The sequence below is a fragment of the Burkholderia sp. BCC1208 genome (assembly GCF_902833095.1).
Classification (GTDB): Bacteria; Pseudomonadota; Gammaproteobacteria; order Burkholderiales; family Burkholderiaceae; genus Burkholderia.
This window is the reverse complement of record NZ_CADFDY010000011.1, coordinates 43,469-60,514: the sequence shown is the minus strand read 5'-3', so window position 1 is coordinate 60,514 and position 17,046 is coordinate 43,469. Positions and strand designations below refer to the sequence as shown.

12 protein-coding genes are annotated in these 17,046 nt (G+C 58.5%); 9 read left to right on the top strand and 3 right to left on the bottom strand.

Annotated features, from left to right (window positions below; genetic code table 11):
• Positions 1-32 precede the first annotated feature (32 nt).
• The 6 genes from HWX09_RS25665 to HWX09_RS25640 all read left to right on the top strand — a co-directional run bounded on the left by HWX09_RS25665 (position 33) and on the right by HWX09_RS25640 (position 10,248).
• The gene (locus HWX09_RS25665) at positions 33-1,769 is read left to right on the top strand and encodes a glycosyltransferase family 4 protein (RefSeq protein WP_080681317.1); all 1,737 of its coding nucleotides are present in this window, start codon (positions 33-35) and stop codon (positions 1,767-1,769) included.
• Complete coding sequence (locus tag HWX09_RS25660) at positions 1,766-4,156, top strand: glycosyltransferase (protein ID WP_027783718.1); 2,391 nt, start codon at positions 1,766-1,768, stop codon at positions 4,154-4,156. The genes HWX09_RS25665 and HWX09_RS25660 overlap by 4 nt, the downstream gene beginning before the upstream one ends.
• Before the next feature lie 603 nt (positions 4,157-4,759).
• Complete coding sequence (locus HWX09_RS25655; protein WP_027783719.1) at positions 4,760-5,695, top strand: GDP-L-fucose synthase; 936 nt, start codon at positions 4,760-4,762, stop codon at positions 5,693-5,695.
• Positions 5,696-5,779: 84 nt separating this feature from the next.
• Entirely contained in the window at positions 5,780-7,201 is a 1,422-nt protein-coding gene (locus tag HWX09_RS25650) for an FkbM family methyltransferase (RefSeq protein ID WP_034185405.1), read from the top strand.
• Positions 7,202-7,203: 2 nt separating this feature from the next.
• The gene (locus tag HWX09_RS25645) at positions 7,204-9,414 is read left to right on the top strand and encodes a glycosyltransferase (RefSeq protein WP_027783720.1); all 2,211 of its coding nucleotides are present in this window, start codon (positions 7,204-7,206) and stop codon (positions 9,412-9,414) included.
• An 87-nt stretch (positions 9,415-9,501) separates the two neighbouring features.
• Positions 9,502-10,248 carry a sulfotransferase domain-containing protein gene (locus HWX09_RS25640; protein WP_155257342.1) on the top strand — a complete coding sequence of 249 codons (747 nt, stop codon included), beginning with the start codon at positions 9,502-9,504 and terminating at the stop codon, positions 10,246-10,248.
• A 282-nt stretch (positions 10,249-10,530) separates the two neighbouring features.
• Here HWX09_RS25640 and HWX09_RS25635 read toward each other — a convergent pair whose 3' ends face one another.
• From HWX09_RS25635 to gmd, 3 genes are all read right to left on the bottom strand, one after another.
• Positions 10,531-11,655: an acyltransferase gene (locus tag HWX09_RS25635; protein ID WP_080681319.1), complete on the bottom strand. Its 1,125-nt coding sequence runs from the start codon at positions 11,653-11,655 to the stop codon at positions 10,531-10,533.
• 294 nt (positions 11,656-11,949) lie between these two features.
• Positions 11,950-12,846, bottom strand: coding sequence for an NAD-dependent epimerase/dehydratase family protein (locus HWX09_RS25630; protein WP_027783722.1), 897 nt, complete (start codon positions 12,844-12,846; stop codon positions 11,950-11,952).
• Between the two features lie 6 nt (positions 12,847-12,852).
• Entirely contained in the window at positions 12,853-13,887 is a 1,035-nt protein-coding gene (gene gmd / locus HWX09_RS25625; protein WP_027783723.1) for a GDP-mannose 4,6-dehydratase, read from the bottom strand.
• Positions 13,888-14,206: 319 nt separating this feature from the next.
• Between gmd and HWX09_RS25620 the strand changes: the two genes are divergently transcribed.
• Genes HWX09_RS25620 through HWX09_RS25610 form a run of 3 tightly spaced genes read left to right on the top strand, consistent with a single transcriptional unit; the run spans position 14,207 to position 17,036 of the window.
• The gene (locus tag HWX09_RS25620; RefSeq protein WP_027783724.1) at positions 14,207-15,052 is read left to right on the top strand and encodes a glycosyltransferase family 2 protein; all 846 of its coding nucleotides are present in this window, start codon (positions 14,207-14,209) and stop codon (positions 15,050-15,052) included.
• Complete coding sequence (locus HWX09_RS25615; RefSeq protein WP_027783725.1) at positions 15,049-16,014, top strand: SDR family oxidoreductase; 966 nt, start codon at positions 15,049-15,051, stop codon at positions 16,012-16,014. Before HWX09_RS25620 ends, HWX09_RS25615 begins: the two co-directional genes overlap by 4 nt.
• 5 nt (positions 16,015-16,019) lie before the next feature.
• Entirely contained in the window at positions 16,020-17,036 is a 1,017-nt protein-coding gene (locus HWX09_RS25610) for a glycosyltransferase family 4 protein (protein ID WP_027783726.1), read from the top strand.
• Positions 17,037-17,046: the final 10 nt, after the last annotated feature.

Here is a 17,046-nt window from a genome sequence, read left to right as displayed (position 1 = left end):
GGCGTGCGTACTCGTCATTAGAAGATCTAATCGTGCTTTCAGATACCAAGAAGCGCCGCAGACGAATCCTTATCGTCAGCAATCTGTTTCCGCCACACGTGTTGGGCGGTGCCGAGGTCGTGGCTCGACGCCAGGCTCTTGGCCTCGCGGCGAGCGGTCATGACGTGGTCGTATTTACGGGAAGAATTGCGGAAAACGCAGACGCCCGAGGACGTCTCGACCGGGAAGATGACGACGGGATGGTTGTGTGGCGTACCAGCGTGACGTCGTTCGAAGCCAGCGACAATTTCAGGAACGATCGCGTCGCGGAGCACTTCAGGGCCATATTGAATTCCGAGCAACCAGACCTGGTTCATTTTCACAATATGGCCGGTCTAGGGATGCATCTCATTCCATTGGCGCGACGTCGAGGCATTCCGGTGGTGGTCACGCTTCACGACCTGTGGGGGCTTTGCTACCGCGGAACGAAGCTTCGCGACGATGGTTCGATTTGCGGCAATACCGAAGAGTGCGGATCCCACTGCAGCGCATCGATTCACCCGCATGATCTGGCGCATTCGGTGCCGATGCGTTTGCGGCGAGACTATATCGTTTGGTGTCTCGGACACGCTTCGGCACTCGTGTCGCCGAGCGCTTCCCTCGCTGACGCATACGTGCAGGCGGGCGCGGCCCAGCGCGATCGAACCGTCGTGATTTCGAACGGCATTGATCTCCGTCCGTTCCGGGAATTGAAACGAGTACCTTCTTCGGCGACCCAATTTCTGTGCGTCGCCTACATGGGGGAGCACAAGGGAATTCCCGATCTCATCGAAGCGGCGAAGCGCCTGTCTGACGACGTATCGTTGAAAGGGCGATGGTCGCTCACCATCGCAGGTGACGGCCACTTGCTGGGAGACACCCGGCGTCAGATTGCCGATTGGGGACTCGATGAGACTGTCCAGTGCCTCGGGCGCGTGCCGCGCGATCGGATCATTGAATTGATGAGCACCAGTGACGTGATCGTTTTGCCCTCCCGTTGGCCCGAGAACGAGCCTGTGTCGCTTCTTGAGGCAATGGCGGCCGGTATGGCGCAACTGGCAACGGACGTTGGTGGTATCGGCGCGTTGATCGAGCAGGGAAAGACGGGAACGCTTGTGCCGCCCTGGGCTCCCGACCGGCTTGCCGAAGCCATGAAGGCATACATCGACGCACCCGAGCGAGCGCGCCAAGAGGGCGAAAGGAACGTGGCTCGTCGCGAAGGATATGCGGAAGAAGCCGCTGTTGCCCGCCTGCTCGACGTATATGAGGACGTGCTGGCGGATTCGCGCTCATTACCCAGCGAACCCATGGTGTTGTGCGCGGGCGGCGCACCGAATCGGGAAATTGTCGACGCGGTGCAGTCGCTCCATCAGACGGAAGACGAGGTCGGCGCAGGGCGACGCGTACGCTTGCTGTGGCACGACTGGTTGCCTGCGGACGCGTGGGCCGAGGCGGCTGCCTTCTGGAACTGGAGTGAGGACATCGAGTTTGCTGCGGCATTGCAGGCCATCCGCTGGAAACTGCCGATCCTCGTCTCCGCCGAATGCAAATCCCTGTCGGCAGTGGGGCAGATGTTCGGTGGCGTTCGTGCGGTCGAGTCCGTTGCCGATGTTCGCGACCTGCTGGCGAGTGTCGCGGTCGATCGCGCGGCATTGCCTCGCGCGTGGAATTCGCGCGGCGCCGCCGACATGCTTGCGACAATCGCGCCGCAAGCATCCTTCCATATCCCTTGCCCAGACATTTGGCCATGAATTTGACGAAAGTAGATCAGGTGCGGAGGCGCCACTTCGTTATCTGCAACGAACGCTTGTTGCCGCGTTTCGGGGTGGACCGTCTCCTGTTGGTATTGGGCCAAAGTCTGGTGCGGCAAGGACATCTCGTTACGTTCGTGTGTCTACGCTGCGACGAGGCCGCGGTTCGGCAGATTTCGCCCGCCTTGCAGATATGGGACGACGTCGGAAGTTTGTCGATCGTGTACGCGGAGGAGCGCGCGGCCGAGCATTTGCGCGAACGCTGGAAGCAGATGTTTGCCGAGCAGGGTCCCGATGTCGTCATCGTTGGCGGCTGGCCCTTTTTCTCGGCAGCGTCGGTGTGCGCGGAGCGCGGCGCCAAGTCCGTCTTTATCGATGCCGGCGCGGTTCCTCAGGAGGGCATGCCGGAGGGCGTGCTGCCGACGCAGCGCGAATTGCGGCGCATCCGGGCGCGCGAACTTCCCCGCTTCAGTGCAGTCCTGCCGATCAGCGCGTTCATTCGCGAAACCCAAACCCTACCGGACCGGGGAAGCGCAGCGGGTGTGGAGACGATCCTACTTGGCGCCGATCACCTTCAGAGTTCCCTGTTTGGCGCGCCTGACGGCAGTCACGTCGATGACGAGGCATTGAGTCACGTGCGATCTCTCGTCGCGACCGGTTGCAAGCCGGTGATGCTGCTTGGGCGTTTCGAGCCGCTGGGCTACAAGAATGGCCCGGTCGGTCTGCAGGTATTCGAACGTATCCACGAGATCGTTCCTGAAGCGCGGTTGCTGGTGCTGGCGCGTGAAGGAGAATTCGCGGTGCCCGACAAAATCGCCGATGCAGTCGTATTTCTCGGTTTCGTCGGAGATGCCGCGCTCAACGAGATCATGCGCCAGTGCGAATTGGGCATGACGGTGTCGCTGTGGGAAGGCTTTAATTTGCCATTGGCGGAAATGCAGTGGTTGAGTCGCCCGGTACTCGCATTCAGTCTGGGCGCCCACCCGGAAGTCATTGCGGATCCATGGCTGCTTTGCGGTCAACCGGACGACATGGTCTACAAGGCCGTGCGCATTTTGACGCAGGGCATTCCGTCTCATCTGACCGAGTCCCGATTCGAACGGTTTCGCTCGTCCTTTGGTTGGAAAGCGACGCTTGACCAATATCTATCCGCACTGGCGCGCATCGCGGATCAATCTGCGCGCGAGACGCGCCCTGCGGAATCCGCGGCGCCTGCCGCCCCGAGACTTGTGCTGGTGGATTGCACCAATTCATCCGTCGATCCCGCTAATCCCGGCGTGATTCGCGTCACGCGACGTTTGTGCCGAGCGCTTCAGGGTTCGGCCAAGGTGATGCCGGTGTTCGTGCGCTGGGATCCGGACATCGAAGGCTATCGGCTGCTCACCGATCGCGAGGGGGAGACGTTGGCGACCTATGACGGACCGGTGCACATCTCGTTGCGCGACGCATTCGGGACTGTCGAAAATTGCCTGAAGGTGCTCGGTAACGGCAAGGCGCCGGTGTTCTTTTTCCCCGAGGTCGCCTTGGACGGTACGGTGCACAAGCGGGTTTTATGGGCTCGCGCGCGGAATCTCGTTATCGGCGGCATCTTGTACGATGTCATTCCGATATCGCATCCCCCGTTTTGTGCACGAGAAGTCGTCGAGAAGTTTCCGGGCTACCTCGAGGCACTGGCTTCGTTCGATACCATTTGGTCGATTTCGCGCGAGAGTCTCAAGGAGTTCCAGGGCTATGCCGCGCGGGTTGGACTTCCATGCTCGTCGGGGGAAGCCGTTTATCTGCCTGGCCAGTTCGGTGCCAGGCCGCGTGTGCAGGCATTTGCCGACGAGCCCGGTAATGGGGTACTGACGATCCTCTGTGTCTGCAGCATCGAACCGCGCAAGAATCACCGGACATTGGTGGAGGCCTATCGATTGCTGCGAGCGCGTCGCCCGGATCTACCGTTGCAACTCGTCCTGGTTGGTCATCGCTTCGCCGAAGCGGATGACCTGATTGCATGGCTCCAGTACATGATGGCGGAGGATCCAAGTATCCGATGGACCGGCTTGCTGACTGATGAAGCGCTCGCCGATGAGTTTCGTCGTGCCGCCTTCACCGTCTATCCGTCAATTGTCGAGGGATACGGGTTGCCGATCATGGAGAGTCTTTGGATGGGCACACCATGTCTGTGCCATTCCGAGGGAGTCATGGCCGAACTCGCGGAAAAGGGTGGTTGCATGACCGTGAACATGCTTGACGAACATGCGCTCGCAACGGCAATGGAGCAGTTGATCGTGCAGCCGGAGTTGCGTCGCCGCCTCACGCAAGATGCCCTTGATCGCAAGATATTCGATTGGGCGGATTACGGCTCGGAAATCGAGGCGCGAATCGCGGAATGCGTTGGCTAAGGCGTCAACCTGCTTTGATGGCTGCGGCCCGGGGCAAGCGGCGCTCGTCGCCGCTCCGCATCGACTATTGGCCAAGTGCTTTCAGATAATTCCTCTGGTCGCCCCGCGGACCGGAGAGAACTGATTCAACGCGGAAGAGGACCCTGTGCCGGGGGGATTTGACGCTCCAAATGCTCGTGCCGTTCTTGGCACGCCCTCGGCGGTTGGCGACTCACGCTCGAACTTCAATACGACCCCCTTAATCTCAATATATCCATTGCCTGTCAATCGGTAATCTGGCACGGATCGAGTGGCGAGATTTCCAGGTAGAGCGTTGCCGCATGATGGTCTGCAACGGAAGGAGCGCTGAGCAACAAGTTCAACCGCACGGCGTCATCTGAAAAATACGGCTTTCCGCAGCATCTGGACAACGGATTTGTCTGTTCGGACCGCCTCATCTCCGAAATGCCCTGGGATGCATAGTTCATTGATTTAAAATTTCTTTATAATTTCCGCTCGCTGTAAAGTTGTGAGGGTTGTCAGACAACCATCTTGTGTCGATTTATCCGATTTGTGGCAACTACATGAGTGCTCGGATCGGCGCGCTATAAAGAGAGGCTAGGCATGACCGTATCGGGCGAGCGAGTTTTGATCACCGGGGCAGGCGGCGTAATCGGCCACGCATTGAAGCAGGAGTTGAGCGATGCGGGTTACCAGAATGTTGTTGCAATTGCAAGCGGAGATGTTGATTTAAGGGATCAGAACGCGACGGAGCGCGCGTTCGACGAGTTGCGTCCTACGCTCGTGTTCCATTTGGCTGCGCGCGTCTACGGGATTATGGGAAACATGTCCAATCGCGGTGTTGCGTATCTCGACAACGTCCGTATCAACACTAACGTGATCGATGCAGCGCGCCAAGTTGGTTGCCGCAAGATTGTCGCAATGGGTTCCACGGCAATTTACTCCGATCGCGTCCGTTTGCCGATGTCCGAAGACGAAATCTGGGTTGGCGAGCCCCACCACTCCGAAGCACCGTATGCGCATAGTAAGCGGAGCATGCTTGCGCAGTTGGAGGCATACAAGGAGCAGTACGGTATGGACTACGCATTTTGCGTCTCCACCAACCTGTTTGGGCCTCACGACAAATTTGACGAAAAGTTCGGCCACGTCATCCCGTCGCTCATGTCGAAGTTTCAGCGGGCCGCAGACTTGGGCCAACCCCTAACGGTTTGGGGAACGGGGAAAGCCGAGCGCGATTTCCTGTTCAGTTCGGACGCTGCCTATGCCATGCGTCTCGTCGCGGAAAAACATAGCGGTGCGATCAATATCGCGACAGGCGAGTCGCACACGATCCGACATACGGTCGATACGCTGTGCCGTATCTCGGGCTACCAAGGCACCGTCGAGTGGGATGCTACGAAACCAGACGGACAGAAATTGCGTGCATACGACGTGTCGCGCCTGAAGGCCTTGGGATTCAAGCCCAGGGTGCCCTTCGAGGACGCCCTTGCAGCCACCTATGACTGGTATCGCAACAACGTTGCGACTGCCAGAAAGTAGGACGCTTCGCACGGCGTGGGGTCGTTGCTTCGCGCGCGAACCCGCTGTCCCCTCAATCCATCGTTGCCGAGCGTTGTCCAACAGATGAAATTTGTATCGTACGCACAGAACTTCGAAGACGTCATGCTGTGGCGCGCTCTTGCCAGGGTAGAACGTGGTTTTTACATAGACGTTGGCGCCTCGGAGCCGTATGCGGATTCAGTCACCGCGGCCTTTTATGAGCGTGGCTGGCGTGGCATAAATATCGAACCCATGAGCGGCCCCTTTGGTCGTCTCGTCGAAGCGCGACCGGAGGATGTCAATCTCGAAATCGCGATCGAGAATAAACGAACGGCTGCACGATATTTCGCCGTCGACGGTGGTAACGGAATTTCTACCGGCGTGAAGAGGCTGGCCGACTCGTATCGGGACTCAAATTGGGATGTCAGCCAGGTAACGGTTGCGGTTACGAAGCTGAGCGACATTTGCGAGAAATATGTTGGCGATCGATCGATTCACTTCCTGAAGATAGATGTCGAGGGGAGTGAGCGCGAGGTGCTGGCGAGCGCCGATTTCGGCAGGTTCCGCCCGTGGATCGTACTGGTAGAAGCAACGGAACCGAATTCGCCTGTTCCCTCTCATTACGATTGGGAGGAACTCCTGCTGAACGCGAAATATCGTTTCGTCTATTTCGACGGATTGAATCGATTTTACATTGCCGATGAGAAATTCGCAGAACTCGCACCGGCTTTTGCGACGCCGCCAAACTGGTTCGATGGCTTCGTTCGTTCTTCCGAGGCAAACGCCGTACGAAAAACGGCAGAATTGGAGGCGGATCTCTCGGACGTGACGCGTCAATTGAACGAGGCGCGAGATGGCTGGCTGATGGAAAGGGAAGGCCGCCTGAATATGGAGAATATGTTGGCCGAAGCACAAAAGGGACGAGCTCTGGAGAAGGGAACGCGCGAGAATCTGGAGTCAGGGCTGACCGCCATTGATTTTCAGACGGGCAATGGCACACACGAATCCAATGGCGAATCGACGCCGGAGGCAGACGATTCCGATCTGGACGCGAAGCGCTCCGTTAGCAATGAAGACCTCGGTGCATCTCTTCGGGGCGAAATCGAAGCATTGCGTGCACAGCTCGAGGACAGCGAGAAGCGGGTATCGGCGCTCGCTCGCGAAAGCGACAGTTGCTATCAGGAACTGTACGAGTCGTCGAGACACGCCGCATGGTTGAGTCACGAAAGGATTCGTCTCCTCTCGCGTGTCGAAGAGTCCGAAAGGCTCATTACGACGTTTCGGTCGCAAAAGGAAGAGTTCGAGCAACGAAGCGCGACTCTTCAATCGCGGAACGAAGAGCTGGAAGGGCTCGTGGCAGTTCTGCAATCGCGAAACCAACAGTTGTCAGCGGAAATTGCTGCCGAGGCGCGGAAAGCGGCGGACGCGCTTCGAGCAGTATTTGCCAGTACGTCGTGGCGGCTGACGAAACCGCTTCGTAGTATCAAGCTCGCAATTCGACGATAGTCATGGTTTCTACGGAGCAAGTTTTGGCAGCTGAATCAGATTCGATTTGCGTGATCGGGCGGTGCACGTTTGGGACGGGCATTGGCGCGGTCACCTTCGCCGCGTGTGAGTTGCTGAGTCGATATTATCCGATTTCCATTTTTCCGACCGAGCCCCACTTCCGTTCGGAGCGCGAGATCGTCCTGCCGAACGGCACTGCGATTCCCGTATGCACGGACCTGTCGAAGGTGAAGGTCGCTTTTTACACGGACGTGTTGTGGAACGGCGCATACGACTTCAACTACACGCTTGTTCCGAGCGATGCGTTGAGTTTTGCCCATGTGGCTTACGATTCCGACGAGTTGCCGCCGCAGTGGGTCAGGATTCTCAACGAGCACTTCGATTTCGCGCTATTCATGAGTCGACATCTGGAGGATGTCGCGTTGAAGTCGGGTGTCGAGATCGGCATCGGTACGCTGCCGCTCGCCTTGGACATCGAACGGCTATTGAGCCGACCCTTCAGAGCGCCGTCGGGCGGCAAGATCAAGTTTCGCTCGATCGCTGCGTTTCATGCACGCAAGGGCGTCGAGGCACTTGTCGAGGGGTTCATCAAGGCGTTCGGATCTCGCGATGATGTTGAACTGACCATTCATTCGAACCTGGCAATCGGCGACAGCCTCGAGCGTGTCAGACGACTGGTTGAGAGTCGGGATGCACGAAATATCGTGATCAGTTGTGCACCGCTCAGCGATCAGGAAAAGAACGCGCTGATCGAAGGTTGCGATATTTTTGTCAATTGCTCCCGTGGAGAAGGTTATTCCATCGGTCCGCGAGAGGCACTCGCGTTGGGCAAGGTGCTGGCAATCACCAACGTCGGCGGTCATAACGACCTGTCCTCGGCGCCAGGGGTATTCGCGATACCGGCGACGATCGCGATGCCTGCGCGGTATCCGGAAATCGATAATCTGGTTGCAGGACGGCAATATGCGGCTGATATTGCCGACATCGCGACTGGGCTGACGGATGCTTTCGAGTATGTGTCGTCCGGCCTGAGTGGACAGACGATGCGCGCGCGGCGCGAGCTTGCTGCCGAATTCAGCTTTACGAACTTGGCGGTGAACTATGCCGAATTGATTGACACCCGGCTCCGGTCCTTTCGCCCCCGCGAAAAAGGATCGCGTTTCGCCAGACCTCCGGCGCAATTGCTTGCCGCGGTCGAGCGTGCGATCGGTTCTCGTTCCGCCGCCTTGCCGGGTGTGGATCGCGTTGTCGTGCAAGCGCATGACGGCGGCTTCTTCTCGGTCTTCAATGCATTCATGAGCCATTTGGTGTGGGACCAAGGTGACAAGAGATGTCACATGGTGTTACCCGACTGGAATGTGGATCGCATGATCGATCGGCTGGGTACTGACAAGTTTACGAGCTTCTGCTATGGGCGCCCGGGCGATGGGAATGTCTGGTCCAAGCTTTTCCAGCCCCTTTACGGGCTCACCGAAGAGGAAATGGACGACGCAGATTTTCTGTACAAAAAAGGGCGTCCACCGCTTGCGACCTTCAATGAGCACCGTGAACCTCAGCTTACCTATATTCACGCCTATAAGCTGTATACAAGCGGACAATTTGCTCGATTTCGCCGGCAATATCATAAGGTCTTCAAGGATCACGTTCGTCTTCAGGAAAAGTATCAGAGGGAACTCGACGGATTTCGTGCCTGCCACTTCCAGGACAAGTTCGTCATTGCGGCGCACGTCAAGCATCCGAGTCACGTCATCGAACAGCCCGACGGCAAGATCGCACACGTGCAGGCATATATCGACAAGGTCCGATCTCTACTGAATGCGCATGGAATCGACGAGAGCTCGTCGGAATGGGCGGTATTTCTCGCGACGGATCAGGATCGTGTCGTCGATGCATTCCGGGCGGAGTTCGGTGACCGGTTGGCGTCCTATTCCGATGTCCGTCGAACGACGGATGCTGAAGATGCGCGCTACGACCAGCTCACGACCGAGCAGCGACGAGCAGAAGGATTCCAGGTGCAGCATCTTGTCGCTGCAAACCAGGCTAACTGGGACGCCAGAATGGCGTGGGAAGTAATCCGGGATGCAATGACGATGTCTTATTGCCACGTACTCCTGCACATCGTGAGTAACGTTTCAACCGCGGTGTCGTACATGAATCCCGACATCGAACTCGTCTTTTGTTCGGCAGACGAGCCCAGCAAGGCCGGCGTGTGACCGCTGCGTCCTTTTATTTGAGAAAGCGTGGCGTGGCCAAGGGCCATCGCCATACGACTTGAGACAGTTGAACCTGTGGAAACATCAATGGACGAAGTATCGCGCATCGCGGTTGTGAGCTCGCCAAGAAGTGGCAATTCGTGGATCCGCTCGACGCTCGCGGGAGCGCTTCGGATGGAGGAAATCGCGGTCCACAATTATCTCGATGCGCCATCCACATTGCCGACGAGATGTTTTCTGCAGATTCACTGGTATCGTGAACCGAATTTTCAGGCGTGGCTTCGCGCCAATCGATTTACCGTGCTTACGGTAGCAAGGCACCCGCTCGATGTCCTTATTTCGGCGTTGCACTACATCAAATACGAACCGGGAACATCGAGGTGGCTGGAGGGCAACACGAACCTGCCTGGTAACCTCGCGACTGCGAGCCCCACATCACGCGAGTTCCTTGAATACGCATTAAGTACGGGAGCCGAAGATCTGCTATCGATCACCTATCAATGGTGGAACGATGCGCAGGTGATGCGCTTGCGGTACGAGGATGCGGTTCGTGATCCCGAGCATATACTCGGCTCGCAGGTCGCCGCCCTGGGCGGGGATGCGCAGCGGGTTCGCCCGTTACTCGAAAGCCTCAGCATGGAGAAAATGCGCGCGACGCCGAACCGGCACGGCTGGCAGGGAAAGCCGGGTCTGTGGCGTCGCCTAATTGTGCCGCAGGATGCATTTCGGATATACAAGCGACATCAACGGGTATTCGATTGTCTCGGATATTCCGTAAAACCATATCTCCTGACTCGCGGATCCGCGCACAAGCACTGGTTGGAGTTGCTGTAGAGCGGTGTCACGCTGCGATGCCTCGCAGGCCATTTACAAATGAAAAAACCGCTTGCTGCGGTCGAGCATCATTGACTTCATCGCCTTTCAGTTTTTTCGGGGCGAGGCGGATTCGCTACGTCCTTGCAAGCGGCTCGGAACCACAAACGGCAGCATGGAGAACAGCGGGACTGGATTGGCATGCTCGTCGCCGTCGCGCACCTCCGCGTTCGAGGGCGTGTCCCCAGACTTACCGCATTGCGTTTTATTGACGAATCGATTCAGCGTGTTCCGTGGCTAGGGTTATTGCAAATTATTCGTTGCCTTGATGCTATTTCCGAACAAAGCTCCGCAAATCTTGTCCGAGACAATTTTTCCGAGACTTATGCTTGTCTTCTCGACGTATTTGTACATTAGTGCGGCAATCGGAATCGTGAGTATGGGAGTCAGGATTCCAATGACAATACCGGAGGTAAGATAGTGCTCCCTGAAGCCATTCCCGGTTAGTCGGTCGGCCCAATGCTCCAGTAGTTCGAGAGCGAGCGGGTGCAGCAGGTAGAGACTGAATGAAATATGTCCGAGGAATTGGGATATCGGTAGATTGAAGAGGCGCGTTGGCCAGGTGTCCTTGTCTTCAGAAATTATGGCGATAAGCAGGAGTGCAGTAATTCCCTGAAAGACGACTACATTAGGCGAATCGTATTGAGTAAACAGGGCGCCGTAGATCATTAGCAGCATGACAGCTGAGGCATTTACGCCGGGCACATCCTTGGCGAGTTGCTTTCCGAAATTGGTACACGTGAGAAAACCCAGCGCGAAGAGAAACGCATACGTCGAAAAATATGGAATAAATCCGAGAATCGGACTGTCTTTGAATAGCAGGAGCAGGGCAAGCAGAATGAAGAGCGCCTGAGCCCCATATTTTTTGTAAGACCATGCGGCGATCAAAATCAACGGAGCAGCTAGCAGTTCGACAATCAATGTCCAGGCGACGCCATACATCGTGATTTTGGTCAATGTCGCGTTGACCAGGACGAGGTGCAGGTCGGGTACGGCTCCCCATCCCGCGAATTTACGCATGACGAAGAACATGAGCACGTAGGCAGCGAGCGCGACCCAGAGCGGGGGATAGATACGAATGATTCGCTTGATCGTAAAATCGATCGAACTCTCCGGCATACTTTTCCGAGACCGCATTAGCGACTCAAGCAATACCTTACCGCTCAAGACAAAGAAGATGACGACTGCGAGGCTTCCGTTGAAAGTCGCGACCAGCAACTTGGTGGCGATGGCGTGCGCGGAGGTTTGAGCCTGCATGGGCAGCATCAGTGCTTCGTGAGCGGCTTTCGATGGAATATTGATGCCGTGATAAATCGCCACCGACAACGCTGCCCAACCTCGAAGACCATCAAGTTGTGTGTTTCTCATGTCGATCCTGCGGAATGCTGGGAGTTTTTGGGGCGTCGCATGTGTTGTCGCGACTGCGGTCACGAGATGCGCGGTCGGGGGAATCTGTCGTGCCTTTCGTAGCAGGCAAGCGCGCTGGCCGCGACGAACACTCGTCAAATCGCGGTGGATGCGCGACGCTTCCAGATTCGATGTTCATTGATCGCCCGCGTTTCACAGTCGACGGCGTCGACGCGCGAGTTCACGGACATAGCGCGCTGGGGCGAGGCACGAGATGCTGCCGACGCACTTGCCGAGGCCAGAGCCCTGACTGGATTATTCCGGTGAGTTCTCGAGCATCCATCCCAGCGTCGCCTTCAATGAAATGGACTGGACGCTTCCGATCGCTTGCTCGAGTTGCGCGCAATTTCCGATCAGCTTGAAAACCTCGTTTTCCCGCACGAACTGCGGATTGATGCATATTTCCGGTGCCTGCCCGGTCAACTCCTGCATGATGGACAGAACATCATGAAGTGAATGTCCGGCGCCGGAGCAAACGTTGAAGGTGCGGCCGGAAAAGTCGCCTTCAATCAGCCGGCGGTAGGCAGAAACCACCGAGCGAACGTCCGAGAAATCGCGCACAACGTGCAGATTGCCCAACTCGATTCGGGGCGCCTTGTCTCGGAAATGACGAACGATCTTCGGCAGCACGAATCTGTCGTCCTGCCCCGCACCCGTGTAATTGAATGGTCTTGCAACGACGATCGGAAGCTTTCCCGCCCACATCCGCGCAACCAACTCCATTGCGTACTTGCTGATCGCGTAATCGTTTACCGGCGCGGGCGGCACGCTTTCATCGATTATTTCACGTTCGCTATTGCCATAGACGTTCGCACTACTCGCAAGCAATACCGACCGGGGGCGGCACCCGGCGCGCTCAAGCGCATCGAGCACGTTGCGGGTGCCGACGACGTTGGTCTGATAGATCCCGCCGACGTCGCCATGTTGCACGAACGCGATCGCGGCAAGATGCACGACCGCATCGGGTTTTTCAGCAGATAGCGTATCGGTAAGGCCTTCGCGGTCGAGCAGATCACAAACGTGCGCTCGCCATGGAATATCTGCTTTCTTCGAGCGAACGACACCACACACGTCGTGACCGAATCGGCTCAACTCGTCCGCGAGATAGCGGCCGGTAAATCCGTCCAGCCCCGTTACGAAGACCTTTGCCATGCTTTTTTAAAAGGAGAACCCAGCTTCGTTCCGGCGAATATCCGCCTCGACCATCATCTGGCAAAGTTGTTCAAGCGTTGTTTTCGGCTCCCAGCCGAGTTCTTCGCGTGCCTTGGCCGGGTTACCGATCAGCAAATCGACTTCGGCGGGCCGGTAAAACTTCGGGCTGATCCTGACGATCGTCTTGCCCGACCGCGCGTCGACGCCGGTTTCCTGCTCGCCGCTACCTTGCCAAGCGAGCTCGAAGCCCGCCGCTTGGGCAGCCATGGACACGAAGTCGCGAACGGTTTCGGTGCGATTTGTGGCAAGCACGTATGTATCGGGGCGCTCGGCCTGAAGCATGCGCCACATACCTTCGACATATTCCTTCGCGAAACCCCAATCGCGCTTAGCGTCGAGGTTGCCGAGTTCCAGCACGTCGAGTTTGCCGAGGCGAATCTTTGCGAGGCTGTCCGTGATCTTGCGCGTGACGAATTCGCGTCCGCGCAGAGGCGATTCGTGGTTGAACAGGATCCCGCTGGCACCGAAGATGTTGTAGCTCTCGCGGTAATTGACCGTGAGCCAGTGCGCATAAAGCTTGGCGACGCCGTACGGGCTGCGGGGATAGAAGGGGGTGGTCTCCGTCTGGGGGACGGCCTGGACCTTACCGAACATCTCGGACGTGCTGGCCTGGTAGAAACGAATCGCAGGATTGACGATTCGAATGGCTTCGAGCAGGTTCAGCGCACCCAGACCGGTGATCTGCGCAGTGGTCGTGGGTTGGTCGAACGAGACGCCGACGAAACTTTGCGCCGCGAGGTTGTAGACTTCCGTCGCTTGCGTGGTTTGAAGCAGACGGATGCTGGATCCAAGATCAGTCAAATCGTATTCGACGAGGTGAAGCTGGGGATGGTCGGCAACGCCGATCTCCTCGATTCGCCAAGTGTTCACCGAACTCGTACGGCGATAAGTGCCATACACGGTATAGCCTTTCTCAAGGAGAAGCTGTGCGAGGTAAGCCCCATCCTGACCTGTAATGCCGGTGATAATTGCAACAGTCATTTGATATTCGGTTGGTTCGTGTATTAAGGTTTCGGTACACCGCTACATACTGGAGCACGTACCTGCTTCAGGAACGCGGCGAGTCGACCGTAGCGGTCGGCGCTCGCCTGCGTCAGGCCAGTGAGTATCTAGCTGGCAGCATCGGACGAATTCTATCACTCAAGAAGCGCTGTTCCGCAGGTATGGGCCAAGCGAAGGTTACAATTGGCGCACGCGTCCACGTCACCTGGGGCCGGAACCCGGGTCACTTCGGTCTGCAACAAATTCACGATACCTTTAACGTTGGCCAATCCAACGCCAGCGCGCAATCGAAGCCTGCATGAACCATACAAGCGAGTCGCCCCGCTCCATTTGCGGACTGTCGGTTTCCCTCGTCGTCTATAAACCCGATATGGCCCGGCTGGAGCAGACACTCGCGAGCCTGGGCGCCGCGTGTGAACGCATGCGTGCCATCTCGGCGGGGCGTTCCGTTGAATTGTTCCTGGTCGACAATGGCGGCCTTGGCGACGTGCACACGTTGATTGATCGGCTGCGTGAGCATGGTATCGATTGCCGGTTGCTGACGGGTCACGGCAACATAGGTTACGGCCGTGGTCACAATCTCGCCATCAGGCAAACTACCGGGCGCTTCCATTTGATACTGAACCCGGACATCGATCTGGACTTACAGGCACTTGCTATCGGCTGCGAGTTCTTCGACGCGCATCCCGAAACCGGTTTGGTGGCGCCGTGGATCGGCCACGACATGGGCGATCAGCAATATCTCTGTCGCCGCTATCCAACGGTGCTCGACCTGCTCGTCCGCGGCTTTCTGCCCGCGCGCATGCGCCAGTGGTTTGCCGGACGCCTCGCCAGCTACGAAATGCGCGACGTAATCAACGACCGCGACATCGTTTGGGGCCCCCCCATCGTCAGCGGCTGCTTCATGCTGTTCCGCACCGATGTCCTGAAGAAACTGGGCGGTTTCGACCCACGCTACTTCCTGTACTTCGAAGACTACGATCTCAGCCTGCGCACCCATGATGTCGCACGCGTCGCCTACGTCCCGTCGGTCCGCGTGATTCATCACGGTGGCGGCGCATCCCGCAAGGGCTTCACGCACATCCGCATGTTCGCGGCATCGGCCTTCAAGTTCTACAACCGCTTCGGCTGGAGGTTTTGGTGACTCACCTCGTCATCACCGGCGCGAACGGATTCGTCGGCCGTACAGTCTGCCGCCGCGCGCTGCAAGTCGGGCACACCGTCACCGCACTGGTCCGCCGTCCTGGCGGCTGCATCGACGGCGTGCGCGAATGGGTGCACGGCACCGCCGATTTCTCTGGCCTAGATGAAGGATGGCCGGCCGATGTGGCAGCCGATTGCGTGATCCATCTCGCCGCCCGCGTGCACGTGATGCGCGACGAGTCGCCGGATCCCGACACCGCGTTCGACGCCACCAACGTCGCCGGCACCCTGCGCCTCGCCGAGGCGGCGCGCAATCACGGCGTACGCCGCATCGTATTCGCGAGCAGCATCAAGGCGGTCGGCGAGGGTGACGGCGGTGTACCGCTGTCGGAAGCAACCCACCCCGATCCGCAGGATGCATACGGCCGTTCGAAGTTGCGTGCGGAGCGACAACTCGCGCAGTTCGGTACATCGGCGGGGCTCGACGTCGTCGTCGTCCGTCCACCGCTCGTCTATGGCCCGACCGTCCGTGCCAACTTCCTGAGGATGATGGATGCGGTCGCGCACGGGATGCCGTTGCCGCTCGGCGCCGTTGCCGCACGCCGCAGTATCGTCTACGTCGACAATCTCGCTGACGCGCTGCTGCGTTGCGCAATCGACCCGCGCGCGGCCGGCGAATGCTTCCACGTCGCCGACGACGACGCGCCGTCGGTCGCGGGCCTGCTGCGTCTCGTCGGCGACGCGCTCGGCAAGCCGGCGCGGCTGATCGCGGTGCCACCTGCGGCGCTGCGGGTGCTCGGGAAGCTGACCGGCCGCCGCGCGGCCGTCGATCGCCTGACGGGCAGCCTTCAACTCGATACCGGCCGGATCAAGCGCGTGCTCGACTGGCATCCGCCCTATACGACCCGCCAGGGCCTCGAAGCGACCGCCGCATGGTATCGTTCGCGCGATACACAACAATAGTCGACATGCTTTCCCCGATCTCCACATGGCCTGCTGCGGTCATGGTGGCGCTGGTCGCCGCCATCGCATCGACGGCCATCCTGCGCGTGCTGCTTGCGACTGGCCTCGCATGGCGCCTCGCCACGGATATTCCGAACGACCGTTCGCTCCATACGTTGCCGACACCGCGCGTCGGCGGATGGGGGATCGTGCCGGTGAGCATCGTTGCGCTCCTGGCGCTGGCGCCGCGACTGTGGCTGGTCGCCATCGCCGCCGCGGGGCTGGCCGCGATGTCGCAAATCGATGACCGGCGCGGGCTGCCGGCCCGCGTGCGGTTCTCGGCGCACCTCGCGGCAGTCGTCGCGCTGATCGTCGTCTTTCCGGCCGACGCGCCCTGGTGGCTGCTCGCCGGCGTGGGTTTCGCAATGGTCTGGCTGACGAACCTGTACAACTTCATGGACGGCGCCGACGGTCTTGCGGGCGGCATGGCGCTGTTTGGCTTTGGCGGCTATGCAGTCGCGGCGCTTGGGGGCGCACCAGCGTCGCCCGAGCTCGTCGTGGCGGGCGCGGCGGTCGCCGGCGCGGCGCTGGGCTTTCTTCTGCTCAATTTCCACCCGGCGAGATTGTTCCTCGGCGATGCCGGTTCGATTCCGCTCGGATTCCTGGCCGGCGCGCTGGGCTACTGTGGTTGGCGTACCGATGTCTGGCCGATCTGGTTTCCTGCAATGGTCTTTGCCCCCTTTATTGCTGACGCATCTGTAACACTTCTGAGACGTTTGTTACGCGGAGAAAAGTTTTGGCAGGCGCACCGTGAGCACTATTATCAAAGGATGGTCCGATCTGGCGTAGGTCACGGTCGGACCGCTCTTTATTGGTACCTCATCATGCTCGCAGGCATAATTCTGGCCATGTGGGCAAAGGGCCGCCCGGAACTGCAGCAGTGGCTGTCGTTCGTCGCGTGGTACGGCGTCCTGGCATGGTTCGGATGGTTGATCGACATGCGTTGGCGCCGGTTTCAGTCGGCCGCCGAAAACAATTCTTGAGGTTTCCCGC